The sequence below is a fragment of the Alloprevotella sp. oral taxon 473 str. F0040 genome (assembly GCF_000318095.2).
In the GTDB taxonomy this organism is placed as follows: Bacteria; Bacteroidota; Bacteroidia; order Bacteroidales; family Bacteroidaceae; genus Alloprevotella.
Map to the genome: position 1 here is coordinate 1 of NZ_KB290702.1, position 18,493 is coordinate 18,493.

An 18,493-nucleotide genomic window follows, 5' to 3' on the forward strand; every position below is an offset into this window, starting at 1 on the left:
CCCTCCCAAGCATCCATAAAGGGGGAAAGGTAGTTCGCCAATTCATCATAGGCGGTAAGGATGGGAAATATCTGCGCATAGGGGCGATTGAGGAACTCAATGGCGTGTGGAAAGGTGCAATACTTGCCGTCTTCGTAGATTTTGAGGAACCAAATGATGGCAGCAAGTAAGATGATAGGCGACTCCACGAAGAAATCCCCCTGCTTCTGTATCCACGAGCGGTTGAGATTGAGCATGATTGTGTAAGCACTCTCGTAAGCATCCGAGATGTCCGTCATAAAACTCGGGTTGATGGGATTGCAACGGTGCGATTTTCGAGGGTCATCAAAGTTGATAACGAAGAATTGGGGTTTTACTTCATAAGCATCCAAATGATGGAGCAAATGATTGTAGGCAATCTCTGAGAGGTCAGGAAATTTGTAGTCGTAGATGTACATCGCAAAACCTTTTTCTATTTGTTGCTTGATGTAGTTGTTCACAATGGCATAGGACTTACCAGAACCCGGGGTGCCGAGTACCATTGAAGCACGGAAAGGATTGACGATGTTGATCCACCCTTTGTTCCATTTCTTTTTGTAGTAAAAGCGTGTCGGCAAGTTCACTGAATACTCGTTTTGCATCAGCCGTGTTTCTTGCATAAAACTCTCGTTTTCCATGTTGAAAACGTCATCCATCAGGTTGTTCTTGAGCAAACGACTCATCCAGACCCCAGCCATCAATAGGCAGATATAACCTAGGGACAAAGAGAAGATGTAGATTGATGCTGCACCTACTGCCGAGATGGGCAAAACGAGCAACCACCAATTGAGAAAGAAAAGCACAAAGCCCACGGCAAGGGCTGAGTAAATCATTCCCCACGTTATCTTTTCTTCTTTGACGCCCTTGGTGCCTAAACAAGAAAGCCCAAGGAAGACTACGCAAAAGAGCTTTGTCCACAGAACGGAGGAGAACAAGCCTGTCGTGCGTTGAAAATTGAGTAGGATTTTGTCTATTATAGCCAGCGTGAAGTGCCACGTTTCAAATGCGCTATAGCAAAACCAATAGCAGTTGATGAGGAGAAAGAGTACGGATATGCCTCGCATAAAGTCCATAATCTTTCCCAATGCTCGTAAATCGTCTTCTTGTGCCATAGTGGTATGTGTGTTTGAATGGTGTTTGAATACTATGATAATGCCTTTAGAACTAGTGCTTTCTTCTTCCCAATCGCACCCTACTCTGTTTGCGCAGTTTGCGTTGCCAAGCCGCTTCTTTCCAATCATCATTCCCTGCTGGTGCTGCCAAAGTTTCTAGGGTGTCGTCTAAGAGTTCGTCAATGAGATTGTCGCTTTCTGAGTTGTCGTGAAAAACGTCAGACTTTTCTGAAAAAACGTCGGACTTTTTTGGAAAAACGTGGGAGATTTTTTGAGAAATGTCCCTTGTTTTGTCTCTTCCTTCAGCACCTTCCCCAAGGCTGTTGGGATAACGTGTTTCATCCAAGAAAGGATTCTGTCCGGTGTCTTGCAGATATTGGGCAAAGACGTTGGCGGAATATCCCTTGCCCAAACGTGAACCATTGAAGGCTATCCCTTCTTTGTCGTCTATAAAGGTGACGCCATAGATGCGCCCTACCTTATTTCTGCGAAGTACTACTCGCAAGCCTTGTTGGATAAGGCTTTTCTTCAAATCGGCTTCTGACGAGGGGGAAGTACGCATCGCCATAAGTACGCGTTGCCTTACCTTGGGAATATCCGTTTTAAGCGCAGACTTTGAGCGTTTGATGTGGTTGGTGATAGCGGTATGTCCCAGTCCTCGACCTAGTTCAGAGGCTGCAATGGGCATACTCTCTTTTTTACCCTCATCATCTGTGAGGAGGTAGACCAGTCCATCATAGCGTTTGCCCCGAACTTCTGTTTTTACCTCTTCGGCTGTGAGATGATAGTGTGCGAGTATGGCATTGAGTTCTCCCAAAGAAGCGAACTTGTAGTGTGCAAGTACGGCACGAAGCAATCTTTCTACCTTTGTTTTTCTATTCTCCACGGACTCATTGAGCGGTTTTTCCGTACTTGCTTTTTGAAGTACTTGCTCTTGGGTCGGTGTACTGGGTATCAATCCGTATTTTTGTTCCAGAGCATCTGTGATACGCTTGCTTCTTCGCTTTTCAAACCTATCATTGATTTTCTCTCCTTGTTCATTTACGCGTAAGGAAACGATGTGAATGTGTTCTCGCTCGATGTCGTGGTGCTTAAACACGATGTAAGGTTGTGAGCCGTAGCCGAGTGCCTGCATATATTCCTCGGCTAAGGTGGCTAGCCTCTCATCCGACAAGCGTTCATCGGAGTGAGGATTGAGGGAACAATGGAAGACGCTTTTCTTAGTCCGGCAATGTTGCGGAAGGAGTGCCTGCATATCTCGCAGTACTTCTTCCATCTTAAATTCCCCTTCTGCTGGTTGATAGAGCCCTTTGGATAGAATGACTTCGGCATCTCCTTTTTCCACTTTCTTAAAGTTGTAGCCTAGCGCACCACCTAGGTTTTCCGTGGCAGAAATTTTGGCAATCATCGTTTGCGGTAGTCAATGGTGAGAGCAATAACTTGGGATTGCAGCGCAAGGATTTGCGTGGAATAGTGCGTCAATTTCTCTAGCATCACCTGTGCTGTCTTAACGGAATGATAGGTGTTGAGTGCGCGTACAGCTTGGTTATAGAGGATACCAATCTTATGTAACTGTGCTGTGAATTCCGATAGCTTTCGGTTGTATTCCACGGCGGATTTATCTACGGAGATAACCTTAAATTCTTCACCCAACAAGCGAGCGCGCACAAAGTCTGACTTTGTTTTTGCTCCCGAACGCTGGAACAAATCAATGATTTTCTGTTGGTCTTTGAGATTAGGTAGGCGTATGTGCCAATTGTCCCACCGAGGTTTATCGGAGTTTAAGCCCTCAGTGGAGGGATTGCTTTGCTGTTTCATGTGTTTCTTCTTTACTGACGACTTTGGAGTTCAGCATTTCCTCGTACCGAGGCAAGGAGTTTTTGTGAGACAAACCGCGGTTTGTGTTACAAAGACACACCTTGCCAGTAAAAAGAGTTGATGCTGAGGAAGCATCCAGCCCTTAGTGGGCTGTTTCCTTCGGTCGTGTTAGAGGTTATATTTGTTCGTCTGCAAAATTACAGCCTAAACTTAAATCATTCAATACGAAAGGATTATCCAATTCATCCCTATTTTTCCCTCTTTTCTCCTTTTCTTGTGAGTGGACTAAAAACTAAGTTCTTTTGCAGAGTCAAAAGGTCTATATAGACTGAGCTAAAGACATCCAAATGGACTGACTCATTGACCAATTGACTAACTGACTCATTGACTAACTGACCAATTGACTAATTGACTGATTGACCAACTGACCAATTGACTAATTGACCAATTGACCAATTGACCAATTGACCAATTGACTAACTGACTAATTGACCAATTGACTTAAGTCTATGAGTCTATACAGAGAAAAGTCTAAGCATTACGACCTATAAACATGATTCATTATGCAACAAAAAGTATCACGACCTCTATTTTTAGGCTTCGCTTCTCAAAAAGGTGGAGTGGGAAAAAGCAGTTTAGCCGAAGTCTTGGCTGCGGTGCTGTATTATGAGCGTGGTATTCCTCTTGTTGTCATGGATTGTGACGCAACACAAGAGTCGTTCTATAAGTTACGAGAGCGCGAACGCGACCTTATCGAGTCGGATGCCAAGATACAAGCTGAGATGAAAGCCTATTTCACGCGCTTAGGGAAACCATCCTATACGATATTACGCGCCAAACCCGAAGATGCTCTCACGCTGGTGCAACAATATCTCGACACACAAGGAAGAGGAGAACGACTGGTGATTTTTGATTTCCCAGGACACGCCAGCACAGAGAGTTTGTTGCGCTTTTCTGTGGAGATGGATTTCATCATCTCTCCCATCGAAGCCGACCCTCAGTCCTTAGCGTCTTCTTTTGCCTATGCTCGCACCATCTGTGATTTGGGCTTAGGCTTTGAAGACGCACGCATTGAAGACTTCTTCTTTCTCTGGAATAAGGTAAATCGCAGTGCAAATCCCACGATTCAACAGGTCTTTACGGACTATGCCAAGCAAGAGGGCTTGAGTATGTTTGATACGTGCATCTATCATTCGGTGAAGATTGCCCGAGAATTACAAGCTGCAGGAGGAGTCAAGACTTGTTTCCGCAGTTCCTATCTTGCGCCTGCTCCGATGTATCGCGCTGCCCTTGGCATTGACGCGTGGGTGGATGAGGTGATAGAGAAGTTACACCTTATAAATCTAAAGTCTGATGAGTAGTCTAAAGGAACAACGCGATAAAATTTTCCAAGAGAAACTCCAAGAATTGGGAGATATGGGTACGAAGGAACGAACGCTAGAAGATGCGCCTTTCTATGACAAGCCCGTAACTTCCCTTGCGATTCCTCCAAAAGAGAAAAAGGAGGAGGAGATCACGAGTGAGTCCACATCAACGATTTCATTTTCTCAATATGCAGACCTCTATTTGACCGTCAATAGTACCAAAGGTGCAAAATCGGGATTCACCATTCGCACAGAGGTGTTGCAAACACTGCGGCACGTGCTGAGTGATTTGCGGTCTGACACAACACTCTCGAGTTACATTGAACACATTATCGTAGAACATCTTCGCACACACCAACAATTGCTCAACAAGGAAATTGTCAAACGCAAGAAGGAACAAACCATACAACTATGATTACTGCTTTTCTACTCAATATTTTGCTCCTTTTCTCCATCCTTTGGGTGGCGATGGGGTTGATTTATACCTTTCATCGCTGGAGAAATGGATATTCAACGCTACATAAAGTTGTACCTCAAGCTGATACGCAGCGAGATACACCCCAAGCTGCTGAAGAGCATATCCTTGTGGGCAAAAGCAAAGGATTGACGACACAAATTATTGCTGCGACATCCGATGTGGAAGCCACAGAGAAATCTAGTGAAGAACTGGATAATGTTATTACAGAGAAAAACGAAGACTCCCACGAACAGACCGAAGAGAGTGAAATCGCGGTGGACTATACCCTAGAAGAAGAAGTGGATGAGGAGGAGGTACTTCGCGAAGAAATCCTTTGGCAAGACAATGCTACTACCGATGTTTCGCCCACTAGCATTCTCACTCGCGATTTGGTGAGATTGAATCATTGGCACAAACAAGATGATAGTCTTGATGAGGAGGACGAAACGGAGGTTGTACATACGCTCCAAAGCCTGAAAGGTACGGACTTATTGGCGCAATATAAAGCCCAACTCTCCCAAGAAGAAAGGGTGCATCAGAAACTCTTGCAAGCCATTGACAAGGCTGAAACAGAAGAACAAGAAGGGGCGGAAGAAGAAAAAGAACCTTCTAACTCCATTTCAGAAATAGCAACTCATCCTCTCGATTATTATCTGTAAAACTATCCATTCGGAACAGGAGAACACTGCGGAGGTATGAGGTTACGCACTCATTCTTCCATTACTAGAGCCTACAATACCTCCCTCTGTTCTCACTTCCATTCTCTCACCCTAGCAATAATCACATTTAATTTCTATCAATATGAAGACAACAAAGAAACTCTCTTTCGTGCTTCTCGCCCTCTTTCTCGTATCGGCAGGAGCTTATGCCCAAGGTAACGGCATGGCAGGTATCAATGCAGCCACAAAAATGGTGACTTCCTACTTTGATCCTGGCACAAAACTCATTTACGCCATCGGTGCTGTCGTTGGTCTGATTGGTGGCATCAAGGTGTACAACAAGTTTTCCAGCGGTGATCCCGACACCAGCAAGACAGCGGCCTCTTGGTTTGGAGCTTGTATCTTCCTCATTGTGGCAGCAACCATCCTTCGTAGCTTCTTCCTCTAATGGCATCGTGGGACATCAATAAGGGAATAGGTCGTACGGTGGAGTTTAAGGGTTTGAAAGCGCAATACCTCTTCCTCTTTGCTGGAGGACTCTTGGCGGTTTTTATGCTTGTGGTCGTATGCTATCTCTGCGGTATGAGTCAGTGGCTGTGCTTAGGTATCGGCTTAGTGGGTGCCACGCTTGTTGTGTGGCAAACGTTTGCCATGAACCGCAAGTATGGTCAATATGGACTGATGAAGCAAGGGGCTATTCGTATGCATCCGCGCTATCTTATTAACCGCCGTACGGTCTATCACCTCATTAGGGATGCTCACATAGCACGGCACTAGCGTCGTTACTTCGACATTCGGGCTAGTCACGTACTTCAAGTACGCTCCTTCGCCCTCTGTCTCAGTGCCTATCTATTACCGCACTCTGCGAACATTCCTCGTAACCTCAAACAAAAACACGAACATATGCGCAACACCAGCAAAATAAGTACGCTCGAAGCCAAGTTTCCCCTTTTGGCAGTGGAACATGGTTGCCTTGTGAGCAAGGATGCTGACCTGACTATTGCCTTTAAGTTGGAGCTTCCCGAACTCTTCACCGTGACAGAGAGCGAATATGAAGCGATGCACTCGGCTTGGCATAAGGCGATTAAGGTGCTCCCTAATTACAGCATCGTGCATAAGCAGGATTGGTTTATCCAAGAAAACTATGCTCCCGAACTCAATAAGGGAGAACTCAGTTTTCTGGCTCGTGCTTCAGAGCGACATTTCAATGAGCGACCTTACCTCCATCACGCGGTTTATCTCTTTCTCACCCAAACGACCAAGAAGCGCATGGCACAGCAGAGTAATTTCTCTGCCTTGTGCCGTGGGCATCTCATTCCCAAAGACATTGAAGATAAGGAAGCGGTGGCGAAATTCTTGGAAGCCGTAGACCAATTTGAGCGGATTATCAATGATAGTGACCATCTTCGTTTGACGAGAATGACTGAGGATGAACTCATCGGTACGAAAGAAAAGACTGGACTCCTCGATAGATACTTTTCGCTTTCGGAGCATCAGCACGCTTCTTTAGAGGATATTCGTTTGGGGGCAGACCTTGTACGTGTGGGCGACCAAATGCTTTGCTTGCACACGCTGAGCGATACGGACGACCTCCCCACAAGTGTGCATACCGATGCGCGCTATGAACGACTTTCTACCGACCGCAGTGATTGCCGACTGAGTTTTGCGGCTCCCGTGGGCTTGCTCCTTTCGTGCAACCACATCTACAATCAATATCTCTTCATCGAAGATAGCGGTGCCAACCTTGAACGCTTTGAAAAGCAGGCGAGGAATATGCACTCTTTGGCGCGTTATAGCCGAAGCAATCAAATCAACGAGGAGTGGATACAGGAGTATCTCAACTTGGCACACTCTCAGGGTCTGACTTCTATTCGGGCGCACTTCAATGTTTTGGCATGGAGTAGCGACAAAGAGGAACTTCGTCAGGTAAAAAACGACGTAGGTTCTGCGCTCGCGCTGATGGAATGCAAACCTCGGCACAACACGATTGACACGGCTACGCTTTATTGGGCGGGTATCCCTGGCAACGCTGGCGACTTTCCTGCCGAAGAGAGTTTCTACACTTTCATCGAACCTGCTCTTTGTTTCTTTACGGCAGAGACGAACTACAAGGATTCTCTTTCTCCCTTCGGCATCCGCATGGCAGATCGTCTGTCGGGTAAGCCGATTCACTTGGACATTTCTGACCTGCCGATGAAGAAAGGCATTACCACCAACCGCAATAAGTTCATCTTAGGTCCATCGGGCAGTGGAAAATCTTTCTTCACCAACCACATGGTGCGTCAGTACTACGAACAAGGGGCGCATGTTTTGCTCGTGGATACGGGCAATAGTTATCAGGGACTCTGCGAACTCATTCACAGAAAGACTAAGGGAGCGGATGGGGTCTACTTCACTTACACCGATGAAAGTCCCATTTCCTTCAATCCCTTCTACACCGATGACTATGTCTTTGATGTGGAAAAGCGCGAGAGTATCTGCACGTTGCTGCTTACGCTGTGGAAGAGTGCCGACGAACCGCTGACCAAGACGGAAGCGGGTGAGTTGGGTTCGGCTGTGAATGCCTATATTGAGCGCATCCGTGCCGACCATAGCATCACGCCTTGCTTCAACACCTTCTATGAGTATCTCAGAGATGTCTATCGCAAGGAGATGGAGGAAAGAGAAATCAAGGTGACGCTCCAAGATTTCAACATCAACAACCTGCTCACTACGCTCAAACAATACTATCGTGGTGGACGTTATGACTTTCTGCTCAATTCTACGGAGAACATCGACCTACTTTCTAAACGCTTCATTGTCTTTGAGATTGACCAAGTGAAGGACAATAAGGACCTCTTCCCTGTGGTGACAATCATCATTATGGAAGCCTTCATCAACAAGATGCGAAGATTGAAAGGTATTCGCAAAATGATTCTCATCGAAGAAGCGTGGAAAGCCATTGCTTCGGCTAATATGGCGGACTACATCAAGTATCTCTACAAGACGGTGCGCAAGTATTTTGGCGAAGCCATTGTGGTGACCCAAGAAGTGGACGACATCATTCAATCTCCCATTGTGAAGGAGAGTATCATCAACAATAGCGACTGCAAAATCCTCCTTGATCAGCGTAAGTATATGACCAAGTTTGATGGCATCCAAGCGATGCTGGGCTTGTCGGAAAAGGAGAAGAGCCAAATTCTTTCCATCAATCAGAACAACGACCCTCATCGACTTTACAAAGAGGTGTGGATTGGACTGGGCGGTATGCAGAGTGCGGTCTATGCCACTGAGGTGAGTTTGGAGGAATACTTGACATACACCACAGAAGAGACGGAGAAGGTGGAGGTGCTGCGCCTTGCCGAGCAACTCGGTGGCGACATTGAAACTGCCATTCGACAACTGGCTCGGGAGAAACGACACAAGGAATAAACAGCACCTTCCAAGAAGCGCACAGAAATCTCCGAGAGAACTAAAAAAATCTCCGATATTTTTCCAAAAACGTGGGAGATTTTTCCAAAAAAGTCGGACGTTTTTTCGCAAAAGTCCCTTGTTTTCTTTACAGTAATCTCACCTATCTAACTCGAATACTCATCATTTCAAATCAACCAACAAATGAAAAAGTACATATTTTCAGTCTTATTGCTTTCCATGCTTTTTTGTGGCAAGGCTCATGCCCAATGGGTGGTGACTGACCCTACCAATTTTGCGGGCAACATTGCCAACACGGTCAAAGAAATTGCCACGGCCGGTAAGACGGTCAAGAATACCTTGAATGGATTTAAGGAGGTGGAGAAGCTCTACAACGACACCAAGAAATACTATGACGCGCTCCGCAAGGTGAACAATCTCATTGGCGATGCCTACAAAGTCAAGGAGTGTATCTTGATGGTGGGCGATATTTCTGACATCTACGTCACCTCCTACAAACAGATGCTGCGCGACCCTCATTTTCGTCCTTCGGAACTCGCTGCCATCGCTTCAGGATATACCAAACTCTTGGAACAAAGTGGCGAGAGTCTGAAAGAACTCAAATCGGTAGCCAAGAGTGGTGTTTTTTCGATGAACGATCACGAGCGTATGCAAGCCATCGACCGCATCTATACCACACTGCGTGAGTATCGCTCGTTGGTGTCTTATTACACAAGAAAGAACATTTCGGTGAGCTACGTGCGTGCCAGAGAAAAGGGTGACCTCTCGGCGGTGCAAGCCCTATATGGTAACACGGCAAACCGATATTGGTAGGAGTGGGTACTATGGATTTCGCTAGTTTACACGACCTACTGCGCTCTACCTACGATGAGATGATGCCGCTCTGTGCGCAGATGTCGGGCATTGCCAAGGGGATTGCAGGTCTAGGTGCGCTCTTTTACATTGCTCTGCGTGTTTGGGCATCCATTGCACGGGCTGAACCCATCGATGTGTTTCCCTTGCTCCGTCCCTTTGTCTTGGGATTTTGCATCATGTTCTTCCCAACGGTGGTGTTGGGAACGATGAATGCGGTGCTTTCTCCTGTGGTGCAAGGCACTGAAGCGATGGTGCATCAACAAGAAAACACGCTGGCGCAGTTGGTGAAAAGGAGGGATAAACTCCAAGAGGCGGCTTATCTGAAAAATCCCGAAACGGCTTATTTGGTATCTAATGAGAAGTTTGACGAGAAGATTGAGGAGATGGGTATCATCGGTCCTGAAGATGCGGTGACCATTGCTGGGATGTATGCCGAAAGGGCTGCCTATCAGACGAAGCAATGGTTTATGAAACTCTTTCGAGATTTCATGGAATTGCTCTACAATGCGGCTGGTTTGATTATTGATACCCTCCGCACCTTTATCCTTATTGTACTTTCCATCTTGGGACCTATCGTCTTTGGTATCTCGGTGTGGGATGGACTTTCGGGTTCGCTCAGTGCGTGGTTCTCGCGCTACATATCGGTCTATCTGTGGTTGCCAGTGAGTTCTATTCTTTCGGCTTTGCTTGCCAAGATTCAAGTTTTGATGGTGCAAAAAGATATTGCAGCGCTTTCGAGTGCGAACTATGTTCCCGACTCGGGAACGTGGTATTACATTGTCTTCTTCCTCATTGGCATTGTGGGATATTTCTGTGTGCCCACTGTGGCCGGCTGGATCATCGAAGCCGGTGGCGGTATTGGGGCTTATGGTCGCAATGTCAATAGCGTGGCAAAGACTGGCGCACAAGGTGCCTACACAGGTGGTAAGGCTTCTGCAGCCGGTATGGGAGCTACCGTGGGAAATATCGGTGGACGTATCAAGGGGATGCTTATTAAAGGCAAATAATTTCAATATACACTCCTATGGAATTCAAATCTCTAAAAAACATTCAGACGGCATTTAGTCAGATTAGGCTATATATCATCGTCTTTGCCTTGCTCTGTGTGGGCATTACGGCTTATGCGCTCTACGCTTCCTACCACTTTGCTCGAGAGCAACGAGAAAAAATCTACGTCCTTGACCAAGGGAAATCTTTGATGTTGGCGCTGAGTCAAGATGCTTCTCGCAATCGTCCTGTGGAAGCACGCGAACATGTCAGACGTTTCCACGAGCTCTTCTTTAGCATTGCTCCCGACAAGGATGCTATTGAGCAAAATATGGCACGTGCCTTTGCGCTTTGTGATAAATCGGCTTTTGATTATTACAAGGATTTGGCAGAAAAGGGGTATTTCAATAGTGCCATCTCGGGCAATGTGAATCAGCGTGTGGAAATTGACTCTATACAATGTGACTTTAAGGTGTATCCTTATGCCGTGACAACTTATGCACGCATGTTTATTGTGCGCCCTAGTAACGTGACGGAACGTAGTCTAATCACGACTTGCACCCTGCAAAATGCGGTACGTTCGGACAACAATCCGCAGGGCTTTCTGATGGAACACTTCGTTGTGCGTGAGAATCAAGATCTTCAAACTTACAAACGATGACACGAACGTATTCTCCCCAACGAATGCTCCGCAGCTGGATCATTCGCGGAAAGGTGTGGCTAAAACAACAGTGCGAACGACTAAGTACGAAGCAGAGAAAAACACTGGTCTATGGCATTAGTTTGGTGTATCTCCTTTGCGCTCTCTTTATGATTGCGCAATTCTTTGTGACTCCTCACGCTACTGCCTTACCTATTCCGAAGAATGAGCATGTGGACAGACCTGCGCTCCAACAACAAGACACGGAATATCAGCAATTAAAACCAATACCTCAATTATGGATAAGAAACAACAAGACCAACTGAAAAAATGGCTCGTCTTTGGCGGACTAGGATTGCTCTTTGCGCTCTCTATGTGGTTTATCTTTGCCCCTTCGGGCAAGGAGAAAACGGCAGCGCAGCAGGGACTCAATGACAGTATTCCGCAAGCGACCGTGGAAGAATTGCCCAGCAACAAACTGAAGGCTTATGAACAGGGCAACAAATCGGCTGAAGAACAGCAAGCGAAGGCGGAGATGGCGGAAGTTTCCGATGAATTTGCAGCGCAAAATGCGGCTGAAGAAGCGGAAAGAGTGGAAGCTTCTCGCTCTCGAAGTAAGATTGAGCGGTCGATGCAACGCTATGCGGAGAACAACCGCTTGCTCAATGATTTCTATGCCACTGACCCTAGTGAGAAGGAGCGCGAAGAACTTCGCTCACAAGTGGCTGAATTGAAGAATGAATTGGCAAAGAAAAATAATAAAGAAGAGAATGAGGAGGAACGTCAATTGGCGCTGATGGAAAAGAGTTATCAGATGGCTGCGAAGTATCTTCCTAAGTCTACGCCTAATAATCCTACCGCGCTGAACAATGCTTTTGCTCAAGCGCAGGAACGCACCATTGTTGCGCCTTCTTCTGACAAGCAATCGGAAGGGGCAAAGGCGGTGGAGGTGCTTCCCGAACGAAAACAAGTGGTGTCTTCTCTCTCGGGGACGATGAGTGATGCGGACTTTGTCAAAATGTATGGAACAAAGGGGCGCAATCTTGCCTTTCACTCTATCAACAATGAGAAAAAGGGGGTGGAACGCAATACGATTCGGGTGCAGATTGACCATACCCTTGTTCTCAAAGAGGGGGATGATGTGGTGTTGCGCTTGCTAGAAAATGCGCGCATTGGGGATTTGCACCTTCCTCGCCAGAGTCGCATCATTGCAAGTGCCAAAATCGAAGGACATCGGATGCAACTATTGGTCAAAAGCATAGAACATGCTGGGCGCATTCTTCCGATCAAACTATCGGCTTATGATATGGACGGACAGGAAGGTGTCTACATTCCTGAATTGGAGAACCTCTCTGCCCTCAAAGAAATGGGAGCTAACATCGGGGGAACGATGGGAACGAGTTTTACCTTCGCTTCTTCTGCCAAAGACCAAATCATCTCGGAAACGGCACGTGGGGTGATGCAAGGGGCGAGTCAGCTCTTGCAAAAGAAACTGCGTACCATTAAAGTGACCATTAAGGGGGGTTACAAACTCTTCTTGATGCCTACCAAATAATCATTCAATCAATCGCTATAAACAATGAAACATTTCTTTTTCTCTGCGCTACTCCTCGTGGCAAGTAGCACAGCTGTCTTTGCCCAGAGCAAGGATAAAACCACAAATTTTTCTTCTTCGCTCTTGTCGTCGGGGACGCTCTACCAAGGATTGAGCCGAAGTGTTCCCAACGCTCGAGTTGTCTTGCCTTATGGCTTGGAGGTGACTTTCGACAAGACTACGCATCTCATCTTTCCTGCGCCTATTCGCTATGTGGACTTGGGTTCGCAAAACATCATTGCTGGCAAAGCGGAGGATGCGGAAAACGTCTTGCGCATCAAAGCTGCCGTGCAAGATTTTGAAACGGAGACTAATCTATCGGTGATTTGCGAAGATGGCTCGTTCTATGCCTTTAATGTGAAGTATGCTGCCGAACCTGAGAAGCTCAACATTGAGATGCAGGATTTCCTTGCGCCTACGGCTGGACGTCTGCCGTCTAATCGCTCGGACATCTATTTCAAGGAACTGGGCAGTGAGTCGCCTATCTTGGTGAAACTCATTATGCAGAGCATTTACCAAAGCGATAAGCGCAGGATTAAGCACATCGGCGCGCAACAATTTGGAATGAAGTTTTTGCTCCGCGGTCTTTATGCGCACAATGGATTGTTCTATTTTTACACGCGCATCGACAATGACACGAATATGCCTTTTGCTGTGGACTTTGTGACTTTCAAAGTGGTAGACAAAAAGGTGGCGAAGCGCACTGCGATGCAGGAACAAGTGCTGCAACCGCTTCGTGCTTATCATCAATTATTGGAGGTAAAGGCGAACGATAACGAACGTGGGGTCTTTGTTTTGGAGCAATTTTCGCTCTCTCAAGACAAGGAACTGCAAGTGACGCTCTACGAACGTGGAGGGGGACGCACGCTTTCTTTTTCGCTTGACCAAGAGGACCTCTTATTGGCACAAAAGATTGATAAACTCAAACTGAAATGGTAAGAACTATGAAACTGAAGCTCTTGTTTTCTTCGCTCTGTGCTGCACTAGTGGTGGGATGGCCCACTGCGGTGCAGGCACAGCGTTTGGTGCCTAGTCAAAAGGGATTGGAAGTATCGGCGAGTGTGCCCATAATGAAAGGCAAATCGTTCTTTAAGCAAGATGATTTTGGGCTGACTTTGTCGCTTTCTCACTATCTCAAACGGGGTAAATATACGTTCTTGTCGGCTGGTTATGAACAGCAAGCCTTGAGTTATCACAGTTACCAAGTACCCCTGCGTGACTATCTCGTGCAGATGGGATATGCACATCCCTTGCTTTCGGACAAAGGAAAGAATGTGTTTTTCTATCTTGGCGCTTCTGCGCTGGTGGGCTATGAGGACATCAACAAGGGCGAGAAGCTTTTGCCCGATGGGGCGAAATTATTGGACGGCTCACGCTGGGTGTATGGCGCAGGATTGCACACGAGTGTGGAACTCTTTCTCACGGATAGGATTATTGTCGGTGGAAAAGCTCAACTGCGTTATCTTTTTAACTCGGATGTTCACAGACTTAGACCTACACTGAGTTTGGGACTTCGCTATCAATTTTAATTCTTATCTCTATGAAACGTAACATTTTAGGCGCAATATGGGTGATGGGGGTACTCTCCTTCGCTGGGTTTTGTCTATCTAGTTGTACTCCTGAGTTGGATGTGCAGCAGGCTTATGACTTTTCTCTGCAAACATTGCCCGTTCAAAAGGACATTATAAAGGGGGCAGTGGCTGAAATTCGTTGTTCGCTCAAAGCGGAAGGCGATTTTAAGGACACGCGCTATACGATTCGCTATTTCCAACCCGATGGGAAGGGGGAATTGCGTTTGGAGGATGGCACGTTGCTTTCTCCCAACGACCACTATGTGTTGATGCAAAAGGAATTTCGTTTGTATTACACTTCGCACTCTACCGATCGACAGACGATTGATGTGTATGTGGAAGATAATTTCGGGCAAAAGAAGGAGTTGCACTTTAGTTTTAATGGCAAAAGTGCTGAGCAGCACGTGGATCATCCTAAACCTACTCAACCTACCTCAAAAACTGAACGAGATGCGTAAGTTATTGTTCTGTTTGTTTTTCCTCTGCTTCCCGTGGCTATGGCTGCGAGCTCAGCAGAGGATTGCTTTTGCTCGGCTTCCTCCTTTTGAGCGTGCTGTGGTGTGTGTGAAATTCTTTGAGGGATTTCACGGAAAGGGCTGTTATCCCTATGTGGGCTATGGACATCAACTCCAAAAGGGGGAGCGTTTTTCTTCGAATATGCCCGAATGGCAAGCGGACTCTTTGCTCCGCGCTGACCTTATGGCGCAATTCGACCGCTTCAAGGGCTATGGCAAAGATGCTTTACTCCTTTCTCTTTTGGCTTATAATGTCGGGGCTGGGCGCATTCTTGGCTATGGCAAGCAGCCAAAGAGCCAACTTCTGCGCAAAATAGAGTCGGGAGATAGGAACTTTTATCAAGAGTATATATCATTCTGCCGATACAAGGGAGAAGTTTTGCGTGGATTAGTCAAAAGAAGGAGGGCGGAGTTTGCTCTGTTTTATATACCATGATTGTTCAATGCGACTCTTGCGAAATTTTTATGCTCCGCAAGGGGCATTGTTTTTGCTGTTATATTTGCCTTTCTCGCTATGAATGAGTAACTTTGTAGAAAAATTATAGATTATGCTTCAAGGAGATAATATAACAATACGAAAGGTACACGGAGTTGAAGATGCTGACTTGCATAAAATTAAAGCATTCTTGCAAGGAGCTGTGTATTCTTGGTGTATAACGTGCAAGGACGAGTGGTTTTGTGCTAGAGATTTTATAGGAGGGGATAATTATTACTGGGAACATTATCCTTTGGGAGGTCTTTATTTCCGTCACATCAATGCAGGTCACGACCATGATTATGCTTTTGACCAAGCAGCAAAAGACGCAGGCAAAATCCTGAAGAGTGTACTAAAAGAAGATAGTCGAGTCTTTGAAACTGAAGGCGGATACACACGTCGTTATCGTTGAAAAAAATAATAAAGATATAAAATGGTGGTGATAGCATAAGTGTACACCTCTTCCCATTCCGAACAGAGAAGTTAAGCCTTGTTGCGCCAATGGTACTACATGCCTGTGGGAGAGTAGGTCGCTGCCAACGTCCACTAAATGGGTTCGGGACGTAAAGCCAATAACGGTAGAACCCTTTTATTTAATAAGACATCTATATATGAAAAAATATTTCAAAAAGTAGGTGATTGACTTAAGTAAAAAACTTAGTCAATCCTTTAAAAGGTTTATAACCAATAAGAAGGTTGTGATAATATCTAACAATATGATTCAACTGATTATTGGTCTGATAAATCCGATAGCCAGTATAATATTTACTTCTATTATAATGTGCTATTAGCTGTATAACAGCAAGAATGGAACAGATTAAGTTTCCGGGGTGGAGCAAGCTGTTTGCTCCACTTTTTTATTGAGATATTAGTTACATGGCTTTTCTCTGCGACTTACTTTTGGTCGCCTGCTCACCTCAAAGACAAAGAAAAGAAGTCCCGAAGTGATTTTTCATCGCTTGGGGACTTCTATTTGTTAGACTTAGGCTACTCGGCTCTGTATTTGGCGGATGTTGCGGTTTACTAAGTCAATGATGCGGTCGTGGTACTCGGTGTTCTTATTCTGCAAGCCACGGCACTGGATGACTTTCATGGTTTCAAGAGATACCTCTATCGTTTCTATTCGCTTGCCATCTATTCTAGCCGATAGGATTAGGCTTTGCTTTTTGAGGTAGTATTCGTTGGTGAAGACGCAATGGTGCAAGGCTGTACCCTCCTCTAAATACTCCTGCACGCTCTCTAAGACTTTCACTTGGATAACTCCGTCTGTAAAGGTGATACCAAAGAATGGGGCTTTGAGGGCTTGAAAACGCTCCTCGTTTTCTATCGCTTTCTGTCTTCTGCGTGTTTCGGCTTCTTTATCTTGTTTTGTTTGCAGTTTCCGCTGTGCCGTGTCGTGGGCTTCTTGTAAGTTTTCGGGACAAACATACTTCGGGCTGTGGATGTCCTTGCCTAATCTCTTGAGCATATCCACATAATCGCACCAAAGGGCGATGTCTGTGATGAGATAGTGATTGCGAAGGGTGATTTTATAGGTTGCCCAATACTGGTCAATGCCTTGGGGATTGATCAAGAAATGGCGCAAGTCTGCTGTTCTTCCTCCTTTGAAAAGGGTTTCTGCACGGCTATCTGTGAGGAGGGCTGGGATTAACTTTGTAGGGGCGATGTCGTGACAATCTCCTGCAAAGCCATTTCTTTGGAGAATGTCTAGGGCTTTAACCTTGGGATAGAGTGGACTTTGTGCGATGTACTGATAGACTTCGTTATCTCTGCGGATGGCTTTGGGAGAATGAAAGGCAAAGGTGTCTAGGTAACTGCCCATTGTGCGCTGTATCGCTACAATGGTTTGTTTGCCTTGGCTGTTCCACCAATACTGACCTATCTCTATGACAGAAGACTCGGCTGGATAGCCTTTCTCCATGCCCACAATGAGTAGGCACATTCTGAGGACTTGATAATCTCCCGATGTGGTGAGGATGGTGAAATAATGCTGTTCCTTGTGTTTCCTCGCTCTTGTGGTCTGCACTTGCAATTTGGCTCTACAATGAGGATAAGTGCAAGTTTCTCTATATTTGCTCATTACCCAACGATGCCCACAATCCATACACGTTGTGCGACCTTTGGGTAGTCGGTAGGCGAAATGGGAGATACATTCTCGAAATGCCCACTTGATTTGTTGCTTTGTTATGGGGCGAAGATGCTTACTTTGCTCCATTACGGCTGCTTCAAACTTATTTCTTGCTTTCATCGTCTTAGTCAAATAGGGGGAGTTGAGGTACTTCTTCTGTACTGGCTTCGTTCTTTGGCTTACTTCGCTTGCGATCTTGCAATTTGCGGAGTTCTTCGGCTTGATATTGTGCAAAGGCTTGTTGTCGAGCTTCGGCTTTTTCCTCGTCTGTCAAGACTATGGTGTGATTGACGACTACGTTACAGGGGATTGCATTGCCCACTTCTAAATCGTCTTCATCATAGTAGTGTACCGCCATTGAATAGATTTCATCATCCTCAAATCCATTACAACCGCTTTTCTGCACTTCACTCAGAATATAGGTGATGCACTCCTCTATATTCTTGTTCGGTTTCATCAAGTTGGGCGCAAACAAGGGGTCTGTCATTGCTCGCTGATTGAGATACTCGGCAATGGTGCGTGTGAATTGGTCTGTTCCGTTCATATTGATAGAGATTAAAGGGTGTTATCGGTGGGTAGGCTTACAGCATTTATGTGGTAATGAGAGGAGGTGCTATTTCCTTTTCTACTCATCGAAGATGTTGTATTTACTTTCTGCTTATCCATAGCGACATTTTTTTTATGCGTCCAAAGATCGGAGTATGCTGATTCCTTTTTCGTAGCAAAAAGAAGGGAGGGGAGCTGCTCTGCGACAAGGTTTAGACGAGAAATACGAGCCTAGCGGAAGCGGAGCTGGAGATTTCTCGACTAATCGCTAGACTTGACCTTGACGCAGTCCTAAAGCGACCTACTACCTTTGCGAAAGAAAAGAGGAAACAGCATCCGTCTT

The 18,493-nt window shown here is 45.9% G+C and carries 21 protein-coding genes and 1 rRNA gene; 17 read left to right on the plus strand and 5 right to left on the minus strand.

The genetic code is table 11. The features are described 5' to 3' along the window. The 3 genes from HMPREF9999_RS00010 to HMPREF9999_RS00020 form a co-directional block, all read right to left on the minus strand. Positions 1-1,130: YWFCY domain-containing protein (locus HMPREF9999_RS00010; protein ID WP_009436160.1), on the minus strand; the 1,130-nt coding region annotated here is incomplete at its 3' end. Positions 1,131-1,182: 52 nt separating this feature from the next. Continuing rightward, positions 1,183-2,538: a conjugal transfer protein MobB gene (gene mobB / locus HMPREF9999_RS00015; RefSeq protein WP_009436161.1), complete on the minus strand. Its 1,356-nt coding sequence runs from the start codon at positions 2,536-2,538 to the stop codon at positions 1,183-1,185. Continuing rightward, positions 2,535-2,948, minus strand: coding sequence for a hypothetical protein (locus HMPREF9999_RS00020; RefSeq protein WP_009436162.1), 414 nt, complete (start codon positions 2,946-2,948; stop codon positions 2,535-2,537). Before HMPREF9999_RS00020 ends, mobB begins: the two co-directional genes overlap by 4 nt. A 563-nt stretch (positions 2,949-3,511) precedes the next feature. On the opposite strand from HMPREF9999_RS00020, the gene HMPREF9999_RS00025 reads away from it, so the two are divergent. From HMPREF9999_RS00025 to rrf, 17 genes are all read left to right on the plus strand, one after another. Further along, a complete protein-coding gene (locus tag HMPREF9999_RS00025; protein ID WP_009436165.1) occupies positions 3,512-4,309 on the plus strand; it encodes a ParA family protein in 798 nt (265 codons plus the stop codon). After that, positions 4,302-4,727, plus strand: a complete 426-nt coding sequence (locus HMPREF9999_RS00030; protein ID WP_009436166.1) for a DUF3408 domain-containing protein — start codon at positions 4,302-4,304, stop codon at positions 4,725-4,727. The genes HMPREF9999_RS00025 and HMPREF9999_RS00030 overlap by 8 nt, the downstream gene beginning before the upstream one ends. Beyond that, positions 4,724-5,428, plus strand: coding sequence for a hypothetical protein (locus HMPREF9999_RS00035; RefSeq protein WP_009436168.1), 705 nt, complete (start codon positions 4,724-4,726; stop codon positions 5,426-5,428). The genes HMPREF9999_RS00030 and HMPREF9999_RS00035 overlap by 4 nt, the downstream gene beginning before the upstream one ends. Positions 5,429-5,570: 142 nt before the next feature. After that, a complete protein-coding gene (locus HMPREF9999_RS00040; RefSeq protein WP_009436169.1) occupies positions 5,571-5,876 on the plus strand; it encodes a DUF4134 domain-containing protein in 306 nt (101 codons plus the stop codon). Next, complete coding sequence (locus HMPREF9999_RS00045) at positions 5,876-6,205, plus strand: DUF4133 domain-containing protein (RefSeq protein WP_009436170.1); 330 nt, start codon at positions 5,876-5,878, stop codon at positions 6,203-6,205. The genes HMPREF9999_RS00040 and HMPREF9999_RS00045 overlap by 1 nt, the downstream gene beginning before the upstream one ends. Before the next feature lie 126 nt (positions 6,206-6,331). Next, positions 6,332-8,839 (plus strand): TraG family conjugative transposon ATPase, encoded by a 2,508-nt coding sequence (locus HMPREF9999_RS00050; RefSeq protein ID WP_009436171.1) that lies wholly within the window; start codon positions 6,332-6,334, stop codon positions 8,837-8,839. 183 nt (positions 8,840-9,022) lie between these two features. Continuing rightward, on the plus strand, positions 9,023-9,652 hold the full coding sequence (locus tag HMPREF9999_RS00055) for a DUF4141 domain-containing protein (protein WP_009436172.1): 630 nt from the start codon (positions 9,023-9,025) through the stop codon (positions 9,650-9,652). 11 nt (positions 9,653-9,663) lie between these two features. Further along, entirely contained in the window at positions 9,664-10,701 is a 1,038-nt protein-coding gene (gene traJ, locus HMPREF9999_RS00060) for a conjugative transposon protein TraJ (RefSeq protein WP_009436173.1), read from the plus strand. Positions 10,702-10,718: 17 nt separating this feature from the next. Further along, the gene (traK, locus tag HMPREF9999_RS00065; RefSeq protein WP_009436174.1) at positions 10,719-11,342 is read left to right on the plus strand and encodes a conjugative transposon protein TraK; all 624 of its coding nucleotides are present in this window, start codon (positions 10,719-10,721) and stop codon (positions 11,340-11,342) included. After that, complete coding sequence (locus HMPREF9999_RS00070) at positions 11,339-11,647, plus strand: hypothetical protein (RefSeq protein WP_232301263.1); 309 nt, start codon at positions 11,339-11,341, stop codon at positions 11,645-11,647. Before traK ends, HMPREF9999_RS00070 begins: the two co-directional genes overlap by 4 nt. Next, on the plus strand, positions 11,620-12,876 hold the full coding sequence (traM, locus tag HMPREF9999_RS00075) for a conjugative transposon protein TraM (RefSeq protein ID WP_009436176.1): 1,257 nt from the start codon (positions 11,620-11,622) through the stop codon (positions 12,874-12,876). Before HMPREF9999_RS00070 ends, traM begins: the two co-directional genes overlap by 28 nt. Before the next feature lie 24 nt (positions 12,877-12,900). Beyond that, complete coding sequence (gene traN / locus HMPREF9999_RS00080; RefSeq protein ID WP_009436177.1) at positions 12,901-13,854, plus strand: conjugative transposon protein TraN; 954 nt, start codon at positions 12,901-12,903, stop codon at positions 13,852-13,854. Then, entirely contained in the window at positions 13,848-14,444 is a 597-nt protein-coding gene (locus HMPREF9999_RS00085) for a conjugal transfer protein TraO (protein ID WP_009436178.1), read from the plus strand. The genes traN and HMPREF9999_RS00085 overlap by 7 nt, the downstream gene beginning before the upstream one ends. Before the next feature lie 11 nt (positions 14,445-14,455). Further along, positions 14,456-14,944, plus strand: coding sequence for a DUF3872 domain-containing protein (locus tag HMPREF9999_RS00090; protein WP_009436179.1), 489 nt, complete (start codon positions 14,456-14,458; stop codon positions 14,942-14,944). Continuing rightward, positions 14,937-15,437, plus strand: coding sequence for a glycoside hydrolase family protein (locus HMPREF9999_RS00095; protein WP_009436180.1), 501 nt, complete (start codon positions 14,937-14,939; stop codon positions 15,435-15,437). Before HMPREF9999_RS00090 ends, HMPREF9999_RS00095 begins: the two co-directional genes overlap by 8 nt. Positions 15,438-15,549: 112 nt before the next feature. After that, the gene (locus tag HMPREF9999_RS00100; protein WP_009436181.1) at positions 15,550-15,888 is read left to right on the plus strand and encodes a hypothetical protein; all 339 of its coding nucleotides are present in this window, start codon (positions 15,550-15,552) and stop codon (positions 15,886-15,888) included. 20 nt (positions 15,889-15,908) lie between these two features. Next, a 5S ribosomal RNA gene (gene rrf / locus HMPREF9999_RS00105) occupies positions 15,909-16,018 on the plus strand. A gap of 440 nt (positions 16,019-16,458) precedes the next feature. On the opposite strand, the gene HMPREF9999_RS00110 is transcribed toward rrf, so the two are convergent. Continuing rightward, entirely contained in the window at positions 16,459-17,724 is a 1,266-nt protein-coding gene (locus HMPREF9999_RS00110) for a PcfJ domain-containing protein (protein WP_009436182.1), read from the minus strand. Positions 17,725-17,728: 4 nt separating this feature from the next. Next, a complete protein-coding gene (locus HMPREF9999_RS00115; protein ID WP_009436183.1) occupies positions 17,729-18,148 on the minus strand; it encodes a PcfK-like family protein in 420 nt (139 codons plus the stop codon). Positions 18,149-18,493: the final 345 nt, after the last annotated feature.